This is a genomic window from Elusimicrobiota bacterium (assembly GCA_016180815.1).
GTDB lineage: Bacteria > Elusimicrobiota > Elusimicrobia > JACQPE01 > JACQPE01 > JACPAN01.
The window spans coordinates 39906-63450 of sequence record JACPAN010000022.1; the positions used below are offsets into that span (position 1 = coordinate 39906).

Below are 23545 nucleotides of genomic sequence, written 5' to 3' on the forward strand. Positions count from 1 at the left end.
AAAATCGCCGCAAATGACTTTGGTCAAGTCCTCTTCCGCAGAGCTCCGAGGACGCTGGCCCGCCGGAGGCGGGACCCCAGCAGTCTGGGGGGTGGGCGATCAGGGCGCAGCCGGGCTTGCCGCGGAACGGATGACGCCATAGCGCTCGGCGCGGGCGCGCAAGGCCGCCTCATAAGCCGCGATCGAATCCGCGGAAAAAACGATCACGTCTTGGCCCCCGTCCGGCCGGCTAAACGTGTAGTCTTGCCGGACGACGGCCAACACGTCTTCTCTGGAGCGGCCGTTTAAGCGCTCGGCCAGGTAGCTGCGCACGGATTCGTCGCCGAGCTCGAACGACGTCACATCCCCGCGCGCGTTTAAGTGAACCACGCCTCCCTGAGTCAACAGTTCCGGGTAGCTGCGTTGAAATTCATAGCGCCGCCGTTCGTTTTCAAAATTTTCCCGGGCCACGTTGTAGCCTAAAAACGCCTGGTGGATTTCCCGGACCCGGCCGTTTGAATCGAATAAAACCAGGGCCATGGTTTGGGGGTTAAAGAGCCACGTGCCGTCTCTGGACAGATAAGAATTCGTCGGCGCATCATAAATGGTTTGCGTCGCGGCGTCGAGCGTTTGACGCACGCGGCGGCGCCAATTTTCCAATGCCTCCGCGCCCGCGAGCAAGCGCCGGCTGTCGACCCTCCCGTTTTCAAAGCGGACATGCGCGGTGCCGCCGGGTCCGCTGATGATACGCTCCCAGGAATCATGGTCGCGCCCGCGGGTTTCGGCGGTTTGAACGCGGGCCTCGGCTCCGGGGATGCCGGGGATGAGCTGGCCGGATACTTCGGAACCCGTGGGCATCACTTCCAACAGGAATGAACCGTCCGGCGCAAAACGCACGCCGATGGACCGCAAGGAATTGACCACTTGCGTGTAGGTCTCCCCCTGGGGGAGGACTTGAAGCTGGGTGTCGCGCCAATGGCCGTAGGCGCCCGGCACAAGGCGCCGCTCGCGCAGTTCGATACCGCCGGTGAAGGCGGCCAGCACGCGCCCTCTTAATACTTCGTAGTCTTCCTCCCGATACCGCAGCGAGCGCTCTAAAGCCTTGGCCCCGGGGCGAACGACCCGGTTGGTTGATTGATCCGTGCGCGGATCAACTTCGACCAAGCGATCGGAGTTCCTGCCGGCCAAGGTCAAGCTGATATAGTAAAGCGCGCGATCCCAGGTCGAGGCCGGGTCCCGGGCCACGAGTTGCGGGTAGCCGCTGGGGTCGTTTAAGTGATCTTGGGGTTGGGGAACAACTTTGCGGAAAATCGCCTGATTGGCGATGTCCCAGGCCAAATCCAAGGCAAAGCCCCAGCTTTGCTCCATGGCGCCCTCTCCGGTTAAGGCATGAATGCGATCCGCGGTGTTGGCGCCGCCCACGCCGATGGTCAAAGGCAACAGCCAGGGGGTGAAAAAGGCCTGAGTCACTACTTCGCCGGCAAAACCCAAGGTCAACAGCCAGGGCCGGATTTGAGTGCGGGTCAGATTGCCGCGCACTTCCCCGCGGAATTCTTTGAGCATGTCAGCCGAGTAAACCACGGTTGTGCCGGCATCGGGATTAACCACGGCCACGGCCCGGGCCAAGCCCGCATCCGCTCCTCCGGGGAAGCGGTTCCTGGCCACGGGGTAAATTCGATTGTCATCCATGAAATAAGCCCAGGAAGAGAGCGGCCCGTCTTGCGTGGTGTCCTTGTTGACGATGCGGCGCACGCGGAAATCCCGGTCGATTTCAATGGCTCCCCAGTTGCGGTGCCAACGCGTCGTCGCCGGTCCGGCGCCGCCGAAGCGTTGGCGCCACTGGGAGCCGTCTAAGGCCGTCATTAAGGCTTCGACGATATTGCCGTCCGCATCCAAAACAACGGTCATGTCGTTTGATTTAAACAATCTGTTTTTAGGGTGATGGTCTTGCGCCTCGTCCAGATCGTCGTCCGACATGAAAACTTTTTCGATGCGCCCTTGTTCGTTCATCAAAAAACCGTAGGACGTTTTCAAGTACACATAGGCGGATTGCATGGCGCGCCTAAGTTCGCGATGGGCGTCGCGCCTTAAACGGCTGTCGCCGTTTTGAGTCGAGGTGATTTCGCGGACATCCGCGCCGAATTGATCGAGTTCATCGGCTGTCTGAATGCCGGCTAAAATTTCCGGAGTCCGGCCGAAATAGGCGAAGAAGCGAAGGCTCCGGTTGGGCGCATTGGGCGCGTTCATTTCTTCCGGGCTGATGCGCATTGGGACCCCCTCGATGGGATTTTCTTCGAATACCAAAAGGCGGCCGTCCCTCAATAATTCCTCGAAGGTCCAGACCCTGGCCCCACCTTGCCCGGTGAAATAATAGTCGCCGTTTAAATAGATTTCCATGGCTTGGCGCTGCCAAAAAGTGCGATTGGCGATGTAAGTGGGATCTAACGCCCGCTGCGTGCTGCGCCGCCATAAAACGAGTTGCCGTCTTGAGGCCAGCTCAAAGGCTTCGCTTTCAAGCAGGACGCGGATGGGCTCCTGTTCGCTTTCGCTGCTTGGCGTTTCCGGCGCGCCGCGGTGCGGATTCATCACTGCGAAGGAGTCGGGGTTGCTGTGATAAGCCTGCTCCCTTAACCACCGGCCTTCGTTTTCTTCGAAGCGGCGCGTGACCAGGTTAAATGACCGGGCCGTTTCCTCGCGCCCGGGGTGAAATTCCATAAACCCGGCGGCCGCGGCTTCTTGAATCGTGCTTGGCGCCTGTCCCCTGTAGTTGAACGGCGCCAAGAAAATTCTTCGAGAAGGGTCCTCCAACAATTCATCGGACAGGCTGATGCGTTGCCCGGTTCCCGAATCATAAGCCGTCAAGCGCCGCTGGGTGCGCCATTCTTCAAGTTCCAGGGCGCTGACCACCAGCGTGGCTCCGTACGCGGCGTTGCCGTCGGCCTCAAGCGCGGTCAGGACTCCGGCCGGCCGGTTGTCCCGCCTGAAGCGCAGGGAGGCGTCCCTGCGGATGCGCTGGGCCATGTTCTCGACATTGGACCGTTCGTCCTCGGGCAAAGCCGTCAAGCGCGCATTAATTTGCGTGCCCCAGGCTTCAAGGCGGGCTTGTTTTTCATCGGGCGTCAGTTCATGCCAGCGGGCCACGGGCGTGGGATTGATTTCACGGGCCAGGCTCAAGGCTTCGGCGTTGCCCATGGCGCGCACGCGCCGGTCCATGGTCCAGGGATCGCGGCTGCCCCGGCCGAGGCCTCTGGGAATTTGAATGCCCAGAAGCTTCAAATCAGCCTCGATTTGCAGGTAAAGCTCGTGCATTTTGGACGTTGCCAGCAGGGTCTCTTCAAAGGCATTGTGGTAGTGATCGAGCAAATCGATATTGCTTGGATCGCGTTCCATCTCCGTTTTTAGGTTGTAGAGGAAAACTTCCCGTTGGGCCAGTTCATCGACTAAGTAGCGCAGGGCGAAGTAGTTTTGAGCGAGCCGTTCCCGGGCGTCGCCGGCTAAAGTGCCGGCGGCCAGCACCGAGGCGATATTGGAATGGATGACGAAATCAATGTCCCGGAATAAATCCGCCCCCGGCGTTCGCCCGGCCGTGGGCGCGGACACCATCATGCCGCCGATGATGCCGTTCCTTAGGTAGCCCAGGACAAAGGACGGGCTCATGGATTGGTAGCGCAGGTTGTCCACGATTGCCTGACCCTGAAGGCGGCCGATGGCCAAATCTGATTGCAGGCTGCCCAGCACGGGCGCGTCGCCGACGACGTAGCGCAGAGCCGTGTTGACTAAAACATTCAAATCATCGGTATTTATGGGGTGGGCGCGGATTACGGAGGGATATTCTTCTGGAACGAGGGCGAATTCGCTTTGGATTTGATTTTCGGTTTCCCGGATGCGGCCGGCGATGCGTTCGCGAAGAGCCTGATCGACGGCTTCGTTCAATCGGTCGGTCAGGTATTGGTGTCGCCAAACGAGCCCGGAAAGCCGCGACTGGCGCATATCGCTTTCCATGCGCTCCGTGCGCACTTCGCGCTCGCGCTCGAGCTCCTCGGCGCGGGCCAAGAGGCGCGGGTTGATCATTTGCGGCCGCGAGAGCATGATTTGAATCATGCCTTCATAATACGTGACTTGATGGCGGGTATTGGGATCGAAGAAACGCTTGGAGCGTCCGGCTGTTCCCGGCGTGGGGTCCGCTTCTTCGGTGACGTAAACGCGCGCGCCCCAGCGCAAGAGAGGCTCGGAACGCCGCTCCGTGATCAGGGGCGTGTGCCTTGACGTGATCGTGCCGCTGAAGCCTTTGGCGATGGACGCGGACCAGGCCAGTTCGCGGTTTAAACGGTTCATCATCGAAGGATCCTCGGCGATGGCGCGCTCGGCCGAGCCCAGGCGCACCGTGGCCCGGTTTCGATCGATGACCATTTGTCGGTCATAGCGCTCCAGCGTGCGTTCCAGCTCCAGGCGGTGGCGCCGCACCGCGATTAAATCCACTTGGCTCGATCCGGTCGGCCCTTCTTCGCCGAAAAGTCCGGCTACGATATCGCCGACCACCTGGAACAAGGCGCCGATGGGATCGGTGCGGATATTCATGCCGCGTTCCCTCAGCAGCAATTTGCCTTCCATCGCGCGCACGACTTCCAGCCGGGCTTCCAGCGCCCGGCGTTGAATTTCCGGCGCGCGCGAGAGGTTGGATTCGATCCAGGGGCGCAGGGCTTCGGCCGTGGATACCGGGTTTCTTCTCATGAGTTCTTCCAGGTCGAGTTCGTGCGTATTGGGGTCAAGGCCCAGCAGGATGAGCAGGCGCAGCGATTCTTTTTGCACGGCCATACGCAGTTCGAGGATTTCGATATTGAATCGCGCGATATCGCTGAGGTCTTGGGATTCTTCGGCCCGGCGGATCAGTTCCCGTTTCGCGGATTCGGAAAAAACCAGCCTGAGGTAGGCTTCCACGATTTGCCGTCGCAGGTCCAGAGACTGCAAGTCCCTGTCCGCAACCGTGGCCCGGGCCAGGGCATGGGCGAAGCGTTCTTCCACCCGGCTCGTGCCGGAAGATTTGATGGCTAATTCGATGGAAGGCAAGAGCATGCCCCAGCCTCCGGTGGTGAAAATAGCCGTATTGGTTTCAAACCAGATATTGTTGACCGGATTCCAGCGCGCGCCCAAACGCACGCCGAGGTTGAACCGGGCCTGAGCGGCTTCCTCCAGATGCTGGGCGACCTGGGTTTCCAACGCGAGTTTGGCCAGAGTCCTGGAGCGGGATTCGGCTTGCTGAATCAGCGGCGCAAATTCATTGACGCGATAGCGTTCGCGTCTGGGGGGCGTGGCGGGGGCGGCCAGGCGCGGCAGGCGCGCCAGCTCAAGATAAATGCGGCTCGATTCTCTCGCGGCTTCGGCCAAGTCATCGAGCAACCGCAGGCGTTCGGTGAGGGTTTGCGCGGCGTCGAGCCTCTCGCGAAGTCCGGCGATATAAACATCCATGATTTCTTTTTCGCGCTCCAGGGCCCAGCGGTCGAAGCGCATCACGTCCGGATTGTTCTGGAGATTTTCCCGCATCAGGCGTTCGGCTACGTCCAAGTCCGCGATCTGCCCTTCCAAAACCGTGGCTTCGCGGCGATGGCGCCGATCCGCGTCCCACAGCGTCAATTTGACCGAGCCCCCGATGCCGGCGAATGAATTGCCCATCTCATCCCATAAATTGGCGCCGAGGCTGATCGTTAATTCATCGATGAAGGGCAGGAAATTCAGAGGGGAAACGAATGAGATGGCGCGCTCGGCCCAACCCGGCCGGGCCGTGTCCCCCGGGTCGGTTTCCGAAAGCCGCTGCAAAAATTGCCGCCACCCGTTTCTAAATTCAAACGCGCGAGTGACCGCGGCCAACGTGGCTTCGGGATTGTTCGGGTCAATGGGGATGGATTCGATTTCTCTCGGCAGGGGATCCCGCAAGGCCAGGCCTAAGCGCGCCCGCAGCAGGGCTTCGGCTTGGGCTTGTTCGGAGCGGGCTTCAAGCTCCTCGAGCTCGATCGCGGACAAGAGCGTCGGATCACCCGCCACGTCCGGGCGGGACTTGATGCCTTCCAATTGCCGGACCCTCAATCGCGCCAGCACCACGCGCATGCCCGCGGTTCGAAAACCCTCGATGGATTCGTTATAAGCGGCTTTGAGATCAAGAAGCATCACTTTCATCCGGGCGATTTCCCTCATCGCCGCTTCTTTCTGAGGACGGGTGAGGCCCATGAAAATTTCAGCGCCGACCTGGATGCCTCCGGCGGTTGAGGAGAATCCATAGGCTTTTTGAGAAACCGAGCCTCCCGAAGTCCCTTCGCTTTGCGGGTCGCTATAGCCCGTGCCCAAAACCACGCCCGCATTGGCGGACAAGCCCGCATTAAATACCCGCTGCAATTCGACGGCTTCCGCTTCCCGGGCGCCGATGGCTTGGGTTAGGGCCGCGATCCGGGTATCGCGGTCTAAAATTCGCCGCAGAGCCAGATTCATGGAATAGGAGTCGCCGGTGGCCGTGCTTGTGGAACGCGGCAGCACGCGGTCCAACTCTTCCCGGAAATCCCCGAGCGTGTCCCCCCCGCGCAGCGCCTCCTCCGCATTGGCGCTCGCATTCCTGCGCAATTGTTCGAGCGTCAATCCGGTGCGCACGCCCAGCATCAGCCTGGGCACGGATCGGATGCGGTCTGTGCCGTACGATAGGTAAAGTTCGGAGCCCGCGCCCAGGCGCAAATTCAACGCCACTTGGCCGGTGTATTGTTCGCCGTAGCGCGCGCCGCGCACTTCGATGGAGATGCCTCTGGGCAGAATCAGCGCCACGCGTCCGGCCAGTTCCAGTTCGTTGTTTTGATCGAGCGCGGCCCTGGTTTCGCCCCGGATCGAGGTGGGTTCGCCGAACATATTGAAGTGGATTTCTTTGACGATCCGGGCGCCTTTCCAAAATTTATGGTAATTGTCCGCCACGTTTTCGCGGTACTCATCGGAGACTTCGCCGTTGTTGACTTCCGTGCCGTTTTCATCTTCGATGAAGAACTCGACGCTAAAGGTATTTTTTGTGGAGAAAATTTTGGCTAAATCGAATTCCACGCCCGCATGGCGCTGGATGTACTGCAGGATCGCGCCTTCGATATGCACGCTTTCCTCGTTCATGTTCAACGGGTCGATGGAGGTGTTGATGGTGCGGGAGAATTCGTACGGGTCCCGGGCGAAGAGCCCCAGCACCGAAGCGTTGATCCCCACGACTTCGTGCAGGTACAGCGTGGCCTTGGCCCGGCCGCCGACCACATAGGGGGGAGCGTCCGGATTGCAGCCCGGGGGCGCATTGCCGTCGGCCCCCGGTTCGCAGGTCGCCCCTTGATTGAGAGGAAAATCCCCGAATCCGGTCAATGAAATAAAGAGGCGGTCCTGCAACACCATGAACGCCATGTTTTCAAAAACCATGAGCCGGTAAATATGTCCCTGCTGCAGGTTTTGATGGATGTCGATGACCGTGGTATTAATGTAGCGCTCGTCCGCGCGATCGCGTTCGAATGTCGCCCGGATGCCCCGCGCGCCGCGCGGCGGCTCGGCTAAATCTTTCCAGTCGTATAGCGACAGCGACATGTTGTGCCCCAACACTTCGCCTAAATTGCCGAATTTGAGCAGCGTGTCCGAGGTGAAATTATTGACGACTTGATCCCCGGAGCCTAAGGCCGTGCCGGCCGTGAAATTGACCACAACATAAAAGGAATCCGCGCCCGAACCAACGGGGATGACTTCATAATTGGATAAGCCCAGGGCCGAAACCCAGGAGTTGACGGAAGGCGTTTGGCCGCCGGCTAAGGCGCCCTGGCTCAAAATGCGGTTGACCGTATTGCGGCGCACGAAGAGAGCCCCGGAACGGTTATTGATTTGGTCCGGATCGTCGAACCCGTCCGAGGGGTAAAGCAATTCGCCCTGAAGCACCATTTCCCGGCCCCGAGCGAAGCTGGGATCGTCGGGGTTAACCCGCTCCAGCATGGCGGCGACTCGTTCGCGTTCCACGCGCAGGCGTTCCAGCGTTTCCCTTAATTTTTGGCGTTGTTTTTTCGTTTCCTCGGCGGCGTAGATGAGGAATTTTTTGTTTTTCAGCCGGCGTTCGATTTCTTCGCCGGCGTCGCTGATGGCGCGCGCCAGGCGCCTCATGGCCGGGTCTTCACGGGGATTGATGTTTTCAAGCCAGCGTTTAATGTTGTTGAAGTCTTCCAGGAAGGTGCCGGAAAGTTCGTTGATGAATTCTTCGAAGGCTTGCAAGCCTTCGGCCTCGGTATTAAAGAAGCTTTCTTCCGCCTGGTGGAGAGTGCCGAAACCGTCGCGATAAAGTTTGATGAAGCCCAGGTAGGTGTCCGCCTTGGCCGCGGCCGCGGGCCGCTCATAAGTTCTCAAAAAATCCAGCAAGGCATTGGCCATGTCGAGTTGCAGGTGGGAAATTTCACTTTGTTTGCCGATGACATCCGCCTCAAGAAATTGGAAAAAGCTGGGGCCGGAGGCCAAAAAGGAGCGTTTCCAATGGTAAAACTCGAGGCTGGTCTCGGCCACGCCCATGGCGCGTTTCAAGGCCGCATAAGCGCGATGGGCATAACCCTCGGGCGAAACGGCCTGGAAGTCCTCACGGATCATGTTGACGAGTTCATCCATTTGGGTGTTGCTGATGACGCCGAGGCGATTGACCAGCAAATCCCGCTCCATTTCCAAGCCTTCGATGGCCAGGCCTTTAAGGCCGGCGGCCACGGCCCGGCCTGCGTCCATGCGGCTTAGGGTATTGTCGTAATAAGGCTCGGGCCCGATATTATCCGGGAATCCGGCGTCTTTTCGATAGGCCAGGCGCAGCGCGTTCAACGTGGACTCGGCGATTTTAAAATCGATGACCGCATAGCCGAAGGTCAACAAAGCGAAGCCTTCCCGCCGGGTCAAGAGACTGGCGACTTGATCGGGCGTGGCCTGCAATTCCGGATCCTCGCGCACGCCGATATAAAAGCATGCGCCCCGGGCCTGGGGATTAGGGGCATTGTCTATACAATCGCGGATTCCTTTTAATTGCCGGAATTCATCCATGCTGGTTCTAATGGCGCCTTCGGACGTCTGCAGGCTGGCGATCAATTCTTCGGTCCACAAATGGACCGAGGTGAAATGAGTATCTCCGAATTCATCCGCTTCGCGCTCGCTGATGGCGCGCAAAATGTCCAAGAATTTTCGGACCTTATCATAGAGAGGTTTGATGTCGTTGTCTCTTAAATCGGTCCAGTCCGCGATTTCTTTATCCACGACCGCCGGGTCCAGGAATGTGCCCGCCAAATTGCCCCAGCCGCCGTTTAATAGATTCTCGATATTGCCGATGGACGACAAGAGCGCGTCGGCTTCATTTAATTTGTCCTGAATTTCCTGGATGCGCTGCTCCACTTCCCGGACAAAATCGCCGCGCAGGGCTTTTTGATACATTTCCTCTGCGATACGTAGTTTGCGCTGGACATCTTCGCGTTTATTCGCGAGCGCCCCTATGTCTTGACGGTTGCGTTCTTTTTCGCGCTGCACTTCTTCCAGCATATCCCTCAAGCGCCGGGTGGCCAGATCCAGGAACATGTAGCCGCGCTTCAAGAGCAGAACCTGAACCAATTCGGTGTTGGCGCGCATGATATTTTGCATGGAGCGTTCGGTGCGGGCGATTTCTTTGGCTTGCTGGTAGATTTCAAAGAGGGTGGCCTCATTGCTCATCGCGGATTGATAAGCCGCGATCGCGGCTTGGACTTCGCGTTCGGTTTCCTCCAGAACCCGCACCTGGTCGCGCAGCACCGGATCCCCGCCGTTGGGGTCGGCTTCAAGAGAAGCTCTTAACGTTTGATAGGCGGCGACTTCCGAGGCCAGACGCCGGGCGTCGGCATCGCTTTTGGTGGCTCTGGCCAGGGCCGCGTCATCGCCTAAGAGCCTGTAAAATTCGTTTTGTTCAAGCCGGCGCGCCGCGCGCCTGCTGAACGCTTCCCAGTCTTCTTGAGCCGCTCGCGCGCCGCGAAGAACCCGGAGCGCTTCGGGGTCGTCGCGGTGCCCGATATAGGCCTCGATGTCGGCGCCCGCGGCTTCCAGCTGATGGACCTCGGCCGGATCCGCGATCTCGACCCAGCCGAGTTCGTCTCTTTTGTAATAACGGACATTGCCGACTCGGGAGAGGTCCGTTCCGGAAGCGAACGTTTGCGCGACTTGACCTTTATTTCGTCCGCGCGTATACGTGGCGATCGCGTAGTTTTCACGCAGGACTCCGTCAAACCGTCGGGCCAGTTGAGCGGATGATTGTTCGCCGCGCGGATGGGCGCGGTTGGGCCTTGCCCGCCTTGGACCGGAGGATCGCCGGGACCGGGCGTCGGGGGAACGGGGTGTATCCGAGGTTGCAACTTCTTCATCGGCGCCGGCCGGCGGTTCTTCGTTTTCTTGTGCCGATGCGCGGTTTTGATCGGGTCCTTTGCTCTCGCGGCGTTTAGCCGGCGGCGCGCGCGGGGAAGAACCTTCTCCGGCCGCAGCCTGGACCGCGATGGGAGCTCCTCCGGAAACCGCGTCCGTGGCGATGGTTGCGGCCTGAGCCGCGGGAAAACTAAGGGAGGCGTAGAGCGGCGGCTGCGGGTGTTCTTGGGGTTCGCCCGCATGCTGATCAGCGCCCGCGGCCGCCATGGCCGTGTTGACCGACATGCGTCCGACTTGTCCCCCTAGGCCCGCGAAAAATTCTTGAATGCCGCGCCAAATGGATTCGCCTAAGGATGGGTTTGCGGAAGGCCTGGGCTGCGCGGCGGGCGGCGCACGCTGTTGGGAATCGGCGCCGATCTGTTCGGAAGGCCCATGGGCGGGATCGGGTGTTCTACTAAAGGAGACGGGATTCGGTTGCGCCTCCGGCGCAGGATCGGCGGGTAGGCGCACGGGCCGTTTGGCCTGAGGCCTTAGGGATGTGTCGGCTGCGGCGGTTTCGGCATCAGCTGAAGATTGTTCAAAAACGCGCGCCAGGGCATCGCGCACCGATAGAGGCTGCCTTAAAAGCTGAGGGTTGCTGCGAAGATGCTGTTTAGCCGATTGGAAGGCCGCGATATTGGGCGGTATCCCGCGCCGGCGAAACTGCATGCCGAGCCAAACGCCGAAATTGCTCAGACGTCCGCTCTGTGCGGTTAGCAGCGAGACCCAGAAGTCATCTTCCAGTAGGTTCAGCCGTTGAAGTTGCTGGATCGTTTCGGTTTCAAAGGAACGGAAATCAGACTCCAGGCGGGCTTTTTCTTCCGGCGGCAAGGCGGGGTAATCGCGTTCGCTGGAAATGCCTTGAGAATTAAGAAAAAAAGAAAAAGAGCCGGCGGGTGTAGTCCGATTTTCTCCGCCGCTCGCTATAGTTTGGCCCAGGGTTGCGTATAATTCGACGCCCGGCAGGCATAACAATTGGCATGCCGCCAAGCCTACGGCAACCCCCCTGCGAAATTTCAAATTTGAAATTTCAAATTTTTTAAAAAGGGGGTCCTTCATGAGTCCATTTACCAACAGCTGCCTTGTATCTCCCCCCCAGCTCCCGGCGACAGGGCTGGGCTGGCCAACGGACTCACGAACCCTTCAACCAGGATCGTGGAAGTCCATTTTATCAAATGCAGCCAGCCGCAGCCCTCCATTTTGGTCTAGGGTCCGGTTTTATTAAAGAGGAGCCGAGCGGACCAGGCAGTCGGTCATTCTTAGAGCGCGGGCATTTAAGACAACCCCGTGTTTTGTCTTTTTAATGATCCGAGATACGGCGTAGAGAGGAATATAGAGGTAAAGCGAACGTCTCCTGAGCTTGAGCAGAAAGGCTAATTTCTTCATACAGTAACCCTCCTAATAACCACGTTCCTCCCCCTTCCCAGTCTTACTTATAGGCTTTACCGGATTAAGGGGCAATGAGGCCGGGAAAACCCGATTACGAACAGGTTACGCATGGTTACGCTGCGCCGTCCGGCTTGACATTGGGGGTCGCGGGCCATGGTATAATGTTTGTTATTGAGGGAGAGCCGGGAGGCTCTCCCTTATTTTTTATGCCATCGCCTCAAACCTTTATCTTCGGTAAACAGGAGCTTTGCTCCATTTTTGGGGATTTACGCCGCGTTGAACGCATTAAGCAGCGCGTTTTTCATTTAAACCGGCTCGGGGAGAACCTCGGGATCAAAATCACTTATTCCAGCGTGGATGCGACATTGGCCATACGCTTCCCTGTCGCCGGAGGCGCGGAAACCCTGACCCAGCGCCTCACCCGCGGCAAGGGGCATATTCAGAGGGCCATCGGCCAGGCTTTGGCTCAGCGGCTTGAATCCGCCAGAGAGCCGATGGCTGCGCTGGAAGCTTTGGCCCAAAACCAACAGGCTTGCCTTAGCCGGCGTTTGCCGGGTTGGGGCGCTTGGGGTTTGGATGAAATCTGGGTTAACCCCGTGACCCAATGGGATCAGCCGGTTCCCGGCCAAAATAGCAATTTAGGCCTGGCGGACCTGATCAGCGCTTACATGACAGGGGAGTCCGGCGGTTCGGTGATTGTTCTCGGCAATGCCGGAACCGGAAAAACCAGTTTGGCTTATCAGGTTTTCAAGAGATTGTCCGGCGCTTCCGGAGCGTTAAAATTTTATCCCCTTTATGTTCCCGCTCAAAGCCTAAGTTTTTCCCCACCTTCAAAAGGAATTTGTTGGGGTTCGCTTCCGGGCGCCCTTACTGAAGTCAATACTGAAATTCAGAACCGCGCTTTTCAAGAAGGAGGCCTGACCCTCCTTCTTGACGGTTTGGATGAAAATCCGAACATTTTTGATTTGACGGATCCGGCTGTTTTGGCTTTTTGGGAGAGCGTTTCCAGGAATCGCTGTTTGTTGACCATTCGCAAAGACTGTTGGGAAAAAATGGGCCTTCGGCGGTTGGAGCGTTTCTTTTCCCAGCGTCCATCCATCGTAACGCTTGGGGATTGGCCGTTTTCAACCATCAAACTTTTGTTCGCTCGTTTAGCGGAAATCGCCGGGCAACATCTTCCGGCCGCGGCCGCCGTTCTTAAACATTGCTCCGGTTTGGCTGATGCGGATTTGACTAAATTATTGGCCATGGTTCCTAAAACGCCATTAGGGTTGAACGCTTATGCCTCGTTGGTTCTCAATCAGGAGGGCTTGCTTCCGAAAAACGGGGACATGGTCCGCGAAGCCATGTTGCGTTGCGCTTTGTCCTGGGAAGCCGCAAAACAGTCGTCCGGCATCGATACGCAGACAATGACCGGGCTATTAACCCTTGTCGTTGGGCAGGCGCAAAAAAAGGAGACCTCGGTCTCATCATTTGAGCGGGTCTGGACCGAGGTTTGCCGGCGTTACCCGTATCTTGAGGGCCGAAGTCAAAAAGTTTTTTCCTGGCTGGAGCGGTTGCCGTTTTTGTCTTTGGATAAAGAGAGGGCCTGTTTGCTGATCGAGCCCGGCATAGCCGAGTTTTTAACCCGGCGGGCCCATTTTTTCAGAAAAAATAAACACACCCCGAAAGTTTTTTCGGTTGTCATCGACCAAGATCGCGGCGTTCAACGCCCGCGTGACGCCCAACGCCGGGGCCGCTCTCGCCGTCGTCAACGGCGGTCCCCCAATCCCTAGTTTCGAATAGAGTCGTTTACCTCCGGGTTATTGATTGATGGAGGCGATGGTTACCCCGAGCGCAATGCCCCCGCCCAGCGCGGCTAAGCCCGATCCCAAGGCAACAAGACCAAACGGTCCGGCCAGCATGATGCCAACAAGAGCAAGCCCCATCCCGCTGAAAAATCCGACCAGGCGAATGGTTCGGCCGTTTGATTTTTCTTTTAAGGGGCCGGCTGCGGACGCTTGGGCGGCCACGGAAGCCGATCTAGCGGCGTTCGCCGGAGTTTGTCCGGCCGCCGGCCTAATTTGGTCAGGATTCGCGGCAGGCCCGGCTGTATTGACCGGAGCAGGGGTTGTCGAAGGCGAGTTTGCGCGATCGAAGATTTCAACCGCTTGCTCATGGTCGGCTTCCGGCGGTGTTTGAGCGCATAGGCTGCCCCCTGCGGCCAATAGCGCGGCCGTTAACGAAGCGATTATGTTGCGACGCATGGTTCCTCCTCATCATCTGTGCATATTTCCCTCGAATCCATGCTATCGGTTTTGGGATTGTCCGACGCAGGACTATGGGGAGGGAAAAACATGGGTCTTTAGACCCAAGGATTTTCCGGCCATTTCTTATCCAATAGAGCTGCCCGGAGTTGATGAGGGTATTTGACGTCTGACTTCTTGTCGCGAGGACGCGGTTGCTCAGGAATCGCGCTGCGATCCGGCGACATTCAATCCCAGCGAAGAGCGCGCTGGGTTCATTTTCGAATCGACATTGACCCGGATGGGTTGGCGCTTTATAACGAGCCAGGCGATCATGCCGTTGTTCTGGAAGGATATCGGGAAAACGGCCCGGACGGCGGGTTGGTTTTTTTGCGCGATTCCAACGACCCGAATGCCATCGTCGTTCTTGGCGCAAATCAAGTGCGCGATGCTTATTTGCGCCTGACCGGCGGGGGATTGGGTTTGTGCCCGCCCCATCAGCGGGAACGTTGCGTGACTCCTTAGGTCGCGGCACCGTTGCCAGCGCAGGGCTTTGAACCTAAACAACGAAGGCGCCAAGCTGGAGGAAAGTTATCAGGAAGTTGGCATTATGATTATTATCAACGATTCCATATATAGCGGTAGTTGGAACGCAAGCTGCGCTCGATTTCGTCGGCTGTTCTGAGCGAATTGCCCCCTAAACCTCCTGCGTCAATGACCACTAAACTTCCGGTCGGGCGTTCAACGCCGTTGATTATTTGGGGACGTGTCAGAATTCCAAATTGCAAATCGGCGCCGCCGAGCCCGGCTTCATTGATCCACTCGGTTATTTGTCGGCCTTCTTGGACGATATTTTCTAGGGTGTCTTCAGTCATAACCGTACGCAGGCGATTTATATCGGATAAAGGGGTGGTGCCTGGTCTTACAAAAACATCCACCATCTCAACTTCCTCCATGGCAAACGCCGGATTGCCTCCAACATTAACTTCGCCGTAGAAGCGGGGCATGTATCCGGACGGCAAGATATCTTGGACTTGTTGGTAGGTGTCAATTTCTCTTCTAAAATGAGTCAGTAGATTATCCCATTCGCCTAAAGCCGTAGATTCCGGTCCTAAGGAAATTTTAATAGCGACGTGTTCGCCGCTAGCCAATGTACCGCGAAACACAACTCCATTGGCTCCGCCAGAATGACTGATGATATCAGTCAAGCGCGCTTCAGGAAGCCCTTCCTCGGCGATATGTGTTAAGTGTGACGGGGGCGGGTCATAGAGGTGACGCGTATCCGGAGCCGATGAGAAAGTTTCCCGGCGCAGGCGTAGAGCCTCATCCATTACTTCTCGGTTTCTGAGAACAGTTCTTGACGCGGTTCTTACCGGCATCCTAGCCGCGACTCTTCCAGCCACCAGTCCCGCACTCGGCCCCAGTGCAATGTCAAAAGCGGTTTCTCCGGTCATCGTTAAGCGGGCCAGAAAGTCCGTCCACCCGCCTTCTTGCTCTACAATACGGCCGGGCTCATAAGCGCCGCCTAATTCAATCAGAAGTTCTTCATCGGTGATTTCCCGGTCCCTGAAAGCGGCCAACGCCTGCTCGCGCGCGTCATTGCTGATCATCGTGGGCGCGTTGTTCAAAAAGTATTCTTCTCGTTGAGCCCGGATATTGCTTTCAATGGCCTTTTGGATTTGGGGCCGGGTTTTGATCTCATCGATAAAAAATTGATCCCCGTGAAAAGCGCGGGCGTAGGGGGCCCGGTAAAGATTGGAGAGCATCCCAAGGGTGTATTCGTCGCCGTGAAATAGCGATTGATACAGTTGCCCGGCGGCAATGGCGCCGTAATAAGCGCTTTGAACAAGGTCTACTGCGGGCTGCAAGAGGTCTAAGGCGCTGAAAAAAGCGGCTACAAATAAACTTGATGAAACAGTTTCTTCCCGTTCCTCATGACTTATCGTCTTGCCGGCTTGACTTCGCCAATTTCCATTGGTGTGGCGGTGTTGCTGGCTGAAATTGCACCAATCGTACCGGCGTACTTCGCCGAGAGCGAGGAAAGGGTCGTCTTCCCAGGAGTCAACTCTGCCGTCTGGCAGATGGACGCGCCGGATACGTTGACTGTGGTATTCAAACAGCGTTTGTTTTCCGTCCTCGGAGGAGAGCGGCTGGCCGGAGGATTGAAGAAAAATCCCCCGAGCCACATTCAGCACGCGGGTGAAATTGTAAGTATCACCGGAAGGAGATGCGGTAATCAGCTCCGTTCCTCTTCCGAAGTGCGCGTTCCAAATCCCCATGAGCCCCGAAGTTTTTCGGACAACAGCCCGAAGATGAGCCGAATCGCCGGCCTCCACATGAAGGGAAAGGCTTTGCGGAGTCTCGTTGGCATCAGCGACCGGTGCCGTTAAATCACAAAGCCAGCTGGATAAAGGTCCCGTACGCCAGGATGCCCAGGAAAAATGTTGCCTGAGATTTTGCGCGATGTTGTGGCTGGCCGTTAATCTTGTTTCTGAACAGGCTTGGCCAACGATCAGCGAATCCAGATTGATATGGGTTTCCAGGAGTCGGTCATTTTCATAAATACGCGATCCCTGAAGACCGTTTTCTTCAAAATGAGCGGCTGTCCGACCGTCGGCAAGGGGTACGGCTGAAGCGGGGGCAGGGGTATCGGTGGGTTGGGCCCACAAAAAAGAGACGGACAATGAAATCACGCTGCATAGAAGCAGCGTGTTGCCCCGTAAACTTTGCTGTGGCATAAATCAGTGTTAATTTTTAAAAGTTGCTTATTTAAAGGTTAACAGGGATTTTGAACCGACGGTAGGATGTTTTTTTGTCGTTACGGTGAAGATGGGCGGCTTAAACATCGTTGGCGCGCGCGGATCGAGCGGGTGAAGGACCATATGGGGCCGTGTTCCCTCAATCCTGCGGCGCTGTCAGCCGCTCTTTCAAGGGCATGTCTAAGATACCAGTTGGCCTGGGCGCAGGAATCCTCCGGTCTTGGTCCTAACTCCGCAAAAATAAGCTCGCCTCCCATGTCATAAACCGTATCCCCGCTTTCCGAACGAATGTCAGTGTATCCGCTTATCCACCATTCGTTGAAACGGCTCCATTGCTGGCGCTGGGCAGCGTTGATTTTGGAAGAGGCGCTGTTTTTGACAAAGTCAAGGAGCCGGCTTTCACCTTCCTCCGCGGAAGAAAAACGTTCATCTTGGTCGCTGTCAATGAGGAAATGATAGGCCAGCATTTCAGCTAGAATTTCTCCTTCCGAACTGCTTTCAGCGACCCCGAGAACCTCCCGGGTGTAGGCATGGATATATTCGTGGGCCAAGGTCGGCAGTTCCAGACCTTCGGGAAGGCAAATGAACACATCGTTGATCTCAATGGCATGGGTTGAAGCATCATAGATACCAAATGTGATTCCATCGGGGTCAAGGCCCAGGCCGGCATACCGCAAGGACGGTTGATGTTCAAAGGTGGAAAGCATCCGGCCGAAGAAACTGCTTTCGCGGCCCATTTGATCAGCCAGATTCTGTAAAGACCTGGGGCCGACATAGGAATATCCTGGTCCGCGCGCCGCGCGACAAGGGGAACCGGACCACAACATATGATCCAGGATGCGACAATCAAGCCCTTCGATTTCGGTTACACTGAAATCCTCGAAGGCGGTCAACGCTTCTTCTGAAACATTCGGTCTTAACCGGCTTGGGTCTGATGCATCAGGTTTTGCAAAACGATCCATGACAGCGTTGGATACCCGTGCCGCACCGAGGCATTCTTGAAGGCGATCCCGCGCTGCGGAAGCCGTCTCCGGGCTGATCGCATGGCCGAGGGTAACCCATGTTTTCAGAAAGATTACCACTCCTACGGTTATTGAAATCATTGACTTGTTATTAATTGATAACACCAATGATGCTTTTTTGCCATGGGGCTGTGGACGCCATTGGAATCTTGCGATAGTTTTTTAAAGGCGAATTTAAAATGCACGCCGCGTTGTTTGAATCATTCGACACTGTGATCATCAAAGGACGTCGTGGCGCCGCTATCTTAGTCCTGGTACTATTGCGGGGAAGGCGGATCATGTTTATAGAGCAGAAGGGGGTTGTCCATGCCGCACTACTTTAGAGCCGGTGTTGTTGCCTATTTTTTTATTTTTTCAGTTTTTACTGAGGCCCAAGAGGGCAAAATCCCGGCTGCCGGTTCTGCTGCTGAGTCAGAAGCAAGCCGGCTTTTGATCAAGGACGCGATCAGGCGCTCGATGGCTGCCCGGCAGGGCCGGGCCCGGTCCTCTCCGTCTGTGGCTCTGGAAAATTCGCCTCTTGCCGAAGGTGGAACCACGGTCGGCGTATCCCGATCTGCTGAGATTACGACTTTTGATTTTGGGGATGGCCAGGGGCCGATTCCTGCGCACCGACATCCTAATGGTGATGGATGGGTGGCTGATACGGCTTCAGTGGCGCTCGATGCTTATCTTGACCAAAATACCAGAGTTTTTGGCGCAGCCCGGATTCGCGGTGCGGCGAATATCGAGGGCCATGCCCGGATATCCGGGGACCATGTTCTCATTGAAGGCAATGTGCATATTGCCGGCAATGTGCGCATTAGCGACGGCGTTCAAATCATTTCCCGCGCTGGTGAACTCGACTACAGTATTATTATTGCCGGAGATGTTTCCTTGTTTGGCCAAGCGGTTATTGCCGCTGATGCCAGCGATCGTATTTCTATAGAAGCCGAAGATTCAGGCGAGGGAATCAATATTTCTGGCGATGCTCGAATCGGCGATGAGGCCGTAGCCAATGAAAATATTTCCATTTCCGGCCATGTTCATATTTCTGACCGCGTTAAAATTAAAAATCGTGTTCGTATTGACGGTGAGCAGATTTTATTGGCCGGGGATGTGGAAATCAGGGACCGGGCTCAGATTTTAGACCGAGCCTGGATTTACGGAAGCGCCATCATTAGGGATGACGCCGTGGTGTCGGGGGCGACCCGGGTTCATGGTCAATCCCGCGAAGCCCTCAGGGATACGGCCAGCGTTTCCGGATGCGCTGAAATTGACGACCGAGCCCAAATTTTTGAACGGGCCCAGGTGACGGAGAATGCCCATGTTTTAGGACGAACGCTGGTGTATGAGGACGCCCGGATTGCCGGTCATTCCTGGCTTGCCACCAATTCCGGTACGACCAGGCTGCGCGTCGCCGGCCAAGCTGTTATTGCCGGCTATTCACTGCTGGAAATGTTGGAGCGCGGCCATCGTCTCCACGTTTCAGGCAATCCTGTTTTTGGCGAGTGCACTGCTATTGATGACCAACTGCTGGAGGAGAACGGCGGCCGGTTTACGCTGGGATGGATGGGCGCTGATATCAGGGCGCGTTCCCGCAGAGGCCGCAATTCCTATGAGGTATCCGTTAATAGCGGCAAATGGGCGATGAGTTGCGAGGAGGATTCAGGATTGGCTGAATTTTTGGCCGCTGAGGCCGCAGGCTGCCGCGATCGTAACATCATTTCCTGCCGCCATAATGAAAGCAGGGGAGATTAGATTCAAAGGACAAGAGATTGTTGCCAGTATTTTTGGCGCTATGGTTGATCAACCCTCTTCATGCTCAAGAGACTACTTTTGAAAGCTGCCGCCATCCGGAGCCGGGGCAAAGCCTTTTGGATTGGACCAGAGCCTGCGATTCTTCACCGGAGCGCTGGCTGGTTTCAGCGGATTCATCTGAAGTGGGCCTTCTTTCCCCTTACGGCGCGTATTTAAGTCCAAGCTGCGTCGCCGCCGGCCGCCGGGAAGAATTGGAATCTGCTCTTGAGCGTATCATGACGGAAGCCTTTTCCATGATCCAATCGTGCGCCGGACGTTTTCCTCAATTGCCGTATACCGAGGATTTGGTTCATGTGTTAAGGCGGGCGAAAATTGAATGTTCGGATACTGAGGATGACGCGGCGTTTACCGACAACGGCGGGTGCCTGGCTTACATGGTGCCTCCGGGCGGCGGCCGTATGGTTCCGGAAGAACATCGTTTTGTTATTTATATCCCGAACAGTTTGGAGCATTTTGTGTCTTTGGCGCGAACCAACGGGCGCTCTGCGGCTTCTATTTTGCTGCACGAGGCGCTTCATCACATTCGGGCGGATAATTTTGAATCCGAGGAACACCGGCAGCGCTGGCGGGCGATGCCTCTTGAGGGACATGCCTGCGAGGACAATGTCTTGGATGACCGCATCGCCCTGATTCAGACCATGTGCGGCGCAGGCGACGGCGATTTCGTCCGGTTTTTAGGCGAACGATTTAGAGAGTGCCGGGATCGATGCCGGCGCACGTTCATGGCGGCCAGGGTGCCGCGTAATCGGTTTGATATTTTGATGAACTCGCGCGCAGCCGGCCGGTTATGCGACTTGGCCCAGGAGAGATTGGACGCCATTGAATTGGGGCGCCAGCACCGGCGGGAAGAGATTTTGGTCCTACTGACGAGGGTTTTAAGAGATGGAGGCGGGCTTCAGGGGGGCATCCCAGACTATTATTTGAATGCTTTACCTGCCGACGAAAGGAAGGCTCTTGCGATTTTGTTCACGGCAGGTGTACCAGCGGCTTGCGGTTCCTTATTGGCTACGCAAACCCTTGCTGATTTTATTATTCCCGTTGCCATGCGCGATGAGATGAACGCTCTTTTTTCCGGTAACCGGGAATTTTTCAACTTGACGCGCCCCGCTTCCTTGCCCGCAAGCTGTCCTTTAAGCAGCGAATATTACGTCCCGGCGGTGGATGAGCTTACCCGGCGCGGGTTGCTTCATTTGCTTGACTTTCATAACCAAGAAGAACAGTTGCAGCAGAGTTACCTTGGTGTTTTGATCAGGCTATTACAGCTGAATGAAACCGTGCATTCGGAAAATCAAATGTTGTTGCGTGTTCAAGAGCTTGATGAAATCAGGACTCAAGTCCGTACATCGCGTGAGTCAGCCTGCGTTCCAGAGGGTTTCCGGCCGAAACTATGCCGTATTGATTTTGAGCTGTTCGAGCGAACGATCGATGAGTTTCGAGATTTTTAATGGCGTACTGCGGCGAACCACCATTCGCCGTTCCAAAAAACCTGGTTTTGCTTGGAATAGCCCTCATTGGTATGCCAACCAAGGGAGTTGTATTCAAGGTAAGTGATGTGCCGGGGGTCCCCTGAGCCTAAAGCCGCGATTAGTCGGTATCGTTGATCTTGACCCAATTCCTCACCCAGGGCCAACAGCTCGTAAAAATTCGCCGGGCGATATCCCCATTCATGAAGTCGGATCAACGCATCGCTGGTGTAGGTGTGGTTCAAGGGGATAATCTCAATAGTGGTGATGACTTGGCTGTTCCAGTGTTTGGGATGAACGGAGTATTTAGCCGCATGCTCCGGAAAATTTTGGGAGACGAAATCGCGGCTTATGGTTTCGTATTGCCCGTCTAAGATGAATTGCAGCAACGGCCTGCTGTAATCAACGGTGACGGTAAATTCCTGCGCACGGGCGTTTTCGCTTAACAAAGGGCCAAGGAGAAGCACGGCCAGAAACCGGATCACAAGAGAATTTTAAACGGAAAATTTAGGATTTAAATAGGACAAAGGTCCTTTTTTCAATTAGGACGAAAGGCCTAACCAGAAATTACCCTTGCGATTAGCGTTTATCGAGAGGGACCGGATGTTCCATTTGATGCGCCGAAGGCAGCCACACCGGCAGCAAGGGGGTTAATGTTAAAGAAAGCCATGCCACGATCAAGCCTGTCACCACGTCAACGAGATAATGAAAACCTAGGCCCATGGTGGCCACCCAGAGCAGAAGAGCCGGCACTAAGCCGGCCCAAAACCAGCGCTTATGGTTGAACCAATCGAAAAATAGGATATACGCCGTGGCTCCCACGTGCATGCTGGGCATCACGGCCCAGGGCGATCCTAGGCGGTCGACCAAGGCAACGGCCGCAGTCGCGAGCCAAGACCCATCCGTCATAAAACTATCGCCCATGGCATAGCGGGGGCCCAGCGCCGGGAAAAGCACATAGCCGAGAAAGCCAATGCTGTAGGCGATGGTCAAACCGAGAAAAAAACGTTCATGCTGCTCTTCGTTGCCGTTTGTGGTGATCATGAAGGCGCGCCCCAGGCAATAAGGAAAATAGAACAAATAGCCTAATCCGAAAAGCTCGGACAACCAGCGGGGCAACCCTTGGCCCGCCCAGCGGTAAACATCGGCGCCCAGCATCTGGTCGAACAGACGCAGTTCTTTTTCATAGCTGGGCTGGGGAAATTCGCGTAAAACGAGCCCGATGGATATGTAACCCAACAGAATGACTCCCAGATAGGTCCAATAACGCCAGAATTCCGAGGCTTGCTCATGCCGGGCAAAAAATTGAACCGCCATGAGATAGGCCAGCGTCAAAAGAGCGAGGCTTAATAAGCCTCTGCTTTCAAAAATAGCCGTCCAACCGTATTGCCAGGCCATGCGGCCGGCCAGAAGCGAGGCTAAGACGGTCAAGGTCAGCGCTGTCAGCGCTTCTGCGGTTTTCCAATTTTTCAGCATGAGGTATTTATTTTATCACGGCCGCGCCTCTGTCGACGGAAATTTAATAGAATTTCATCATGCCTGAGACGGATTTCTATAAAACCTTCTATAAAATGTGGGTTGATACCACGGCTAAAATGATCGAGGGCACCATGCGCCACCCTCTGTTCACCCAGGGCATGGGCCAGGCTTTGGAGGGCTCGGTGGAGATGAAAAAAGCCCTGGATTCCTTGGTTGAAAATAGCTTGCACCAGATGCAGTGGCCGACCCCGAAAGATTACGCTTCGTTGGCCAAGAAGGTGCATGAACTCGAAGAGCGCGTCAACGCCCTCGAACGTGGCAACCACAAAAAAGCGAAAGTCCTCCGGGGCTGAGGCTTCGCCGGCCGGCGCCGGTCCGGGGTTCGCCGACAGCGTCGTTCGTTTTTACTCCGGGCTTTTTCAAGAATGGCGGCGGGCGACGTCTTTTAAGAGCCCGGACCTTGATTCTTTTTTTCTCAATAAAGACCGAGTCGAGGTCGGCTTGACTCCTCATGATGTCGTTTATGAAGAAGGCAAATTGCGCCTTCTTCATTATCGAGCCCAATCCAAAAAAGTTTTGCGCCCGCCGCTGCTTGTCGTTTACGCGCTGGTCAACCGGCCGTATATCCTTGATTTAAGGCCGGGCCGAAGCGTGATCGAGGCGTTGGTCAAAGGCGGCGTGGATGTTTACCTGATTGATTGGGGCGCGCCGGATTTAGCCGATCGCTATTTGGATTTGGATGATTACGTTTCCGGCTTGATCCCTCGCTGCGCCGAGCGCGCGATGAAGCGCGCCGGAACCGACAAGGTGTCGATGCTGGGCTATTGCATGGGCGGGACTCTGTCGACGATGTTTGCGGCCACGCATCCCGGCTGGGTCAAGAATTTGATTTTGATGGCCGCGCCTATTGATTTTCATGTCCGCGAGGGCCTGTTGAATTTATGGAGCGACGCACGCAATTATGACGTGGATCAATTGGTCGACGCCTATGGCAACGTGCC

The 23545-nt window shown here is 56.3% G+C and carries 13 protein-coding genes; 6 read left to right on the plus strand and 7 right to left on the minus strand.

The genetic code is table 11. The annotated features are described in order from the left end of the window. Positions 1-99 precede the first annotated feature (99 nt). Together HYT79_11060 and HYT79_11065 are read right to left on the minus strand one after the other, a co-directional pair. The gene (locus HYT79_11060) at positions 100-11430 is read right to left on the minus strand and encodes a TolC family protein (protein ID MBI2071126.1); all 11331 of its coding nucleotides are present in this window, start codon (positions 11428-11430) and stop codon (positions 100-102) included. A gap of 201 nt (positions 11431-11631) precedes the next feature. Next, positions 11632-11796: a hypothetical protein gene (locus HYT79_11065; protein ID MBI2071127.1), complete on the minus strand. Its 165-nt coding sequence runs from the start codon at positions 11794-11796 to the stop codon at positions 11632-11634. A 209-nt stretch (positions 11797-12005) separates the two neighbouring features. On the opposite strand from HYT79_11065, the gene HYT79_11070 reads away from it, so the two are divergent. After that, positions 12006-13574, plus strand: a complete 1569-nt coding sequence (locus HYT79_11070) for an NACHT domain-containing protein (GenBank protein MBI2071128.1) — start codon at positions 12006-12008, stop codon at positions 13572-13574. A 27-nt stretch (positions 13575-13601) separates the two neighbouring features. Here HYT79_11070 and HYT79_11075 read toward each other — a convergent pair whose 3' ends face one another. Continuing rightward, a complete protein-coding gene (locus HYT79_11075) occupies positions 13602-14045 on the minus strand; it encodes a hypothetical protein (protein ID MBI2071129.1) in 444 nt (147 codons plus the stop codon). A 177-nt stretch (positions 14046-14222) separates the two neighbouring features. Between HYT79_11075 and HYT79_11080 the strand changes: the two genes are divergently transcribed. Beyond that, entirely contained in the window at positions 14223-14549 is a 327-nt protein-coding gene (locus tag HYT79_11080) for a hypothetical protein (protein ID MBI2071130.1), read from the plus strand. Between the two features lie 95 nt (positions 14550-14644). Here the strand turns inward: HYT79_11080 and HYT79_11085 are convergent, their stop codons facing one another. Both HYT79_11085 and HYT79_11090 read right to left on the minus strand, forming a co-directional pair. Beyond that, positions 14645-16762: a hypothetical protein gene (locus HYT79_11085; GenBank protein MBI2071131.1), complete on the minus strand. Its 2118-nt coding sequence runs from the start codon at positions 16760-16762 to the stop codon at positions 14645-14647. Between the two features lie 80 nt (positions 16763-16842). After that, complete coding sequence (locus tag HYT79_11090) at positions 16843-17865, minus strand: hypothetical protein (protein ID MBI2071132.1); 1023 nt, start codon at positions 17863-17865, stop codon at positions 16843-16845. Between the two features lie 246 nt (positions 17866-18111). On the opposite strand from HYT79_11090, the gene HYT79_11095 reads away from it, so the two are divergent. Then, positions 18112-19542, plus strand: coding sequence for a hypothetical protein (locus tag HYT79_11095; GenBank protein MBI2071133.1), 1431 nt, complete (start codon positions 18112-18114; stop codon positions 19540-19542). 17 nt (positions 19543-19559) lie between these two features. Continuing rightward, positions 19560-21047, plus strand: coding sequence for a hypothetical protein (locus HYT79_11100; GenBank protein ID MBI2071134.1), 1488 nt, complete (start codon positions 19560-19562; stop codon positions 21045-21047). Here the strand turns inward: HYT79_11100 and HYT79_11105 are convergent. Together HYT79_11105 and HYT79_11110 are read right to left on the minus strand one after the other, a co-directional pair. Next, positions 21044-21550, minus strand: a complete 507-nt coding sequence (locus tag HYT79_11105) for a hypothetical protein (protein ID MBI2071135.1) — start codon at positions 21548-21550, stop codon at positions 21044-21046. The genes HYT79_11100 and HYT79_11105 overlap by 4 nt on opposite strands. 94 nt (positions 21551-21644) lie before the next feature. Then, entirely contained in the window at positions 21645-22541 is an 897-nt protein-coding gene (locus HYT79_11110; protein ID MBI2071136.1) for a phosphatase PAP2 family protein, read from the minus strand. Positions 22542-22600: 59 nt separating this feature from the next. Here HYT79_11110 and HYT79_11115 point away from each other — a divergent pair, with 59 nt between their 5' ends. After that, on the plus strand, positions 22601-22897 hold the full coding sequence (locus HYT79_11115) for a hypothetical protein (protein MBI2071137.1): 297 nt from the start codon (positions 22601-22603) through the stop codon (positions 22895-22897). Then, a partial coding sequence (locus HYT79_11120) for an alpha/beta fold hydrolase (GenBank protein ID MBI2071138.1) occupies positions 22860-23545 on the plus strand: 686 nt, incomplete at its 3' end. The genes HYT79_11115 and HYT79_11120, both read left to right, overlap by 38 nt.

Bases quoted from the DNA above. Each gene is read 5' to 3' on its own strand.
- HYT79_11065 (MBI2071127.1), bottom strand. From the start codon at position 11,796: ATGAAGAAATTAGCCTTTCTGCTCAAGCTCAGGAGACGTTCGCTTTAC.
- HYT79_11070 (MBI2071128.1), top strand. From the start codon at position 12,006: ATGCCATCGCCTCAAACCTTTATCTTCGGTAAACAGGAGCTTTGCTCC.
- HYT79_11075 (MBI2071129.1), bottom strand. From the start codon at position 14,045: ATGCGTCGCAACATAATCGCTTCGTTAACGGCCGCGCTATTGGCCGCA.
- HYT79_11085 (MBI2071131.1), bottom strand. From the start codon at position 16,762: ATGCCACAGCAAAGTTTACGGGGCAACACGCTGCTTCTATGCAGCGTG.
- HYT79_11095 (MBI2071133.1), top strand. From the start codon at position 18,112: ATGCCGCACTACTTTAGAGCCGGTGTTGTTGCCTATTTTTTTATTTTT.
- HYT79_11110 (MBI2071136.1), bottom strand. From the start codon at position 22,541: ATGCTGAAAAATTGGAAAACCGCAGAAGCGCTGACAGCGCTGACCTTG.
- HYT79_11115 (MBI2071137.1), top strand. From the start codon at position 22,601: ATGCCTGAGACGGATTTCTATAAAACCTTCTATAAAATGTGGGTTGAT.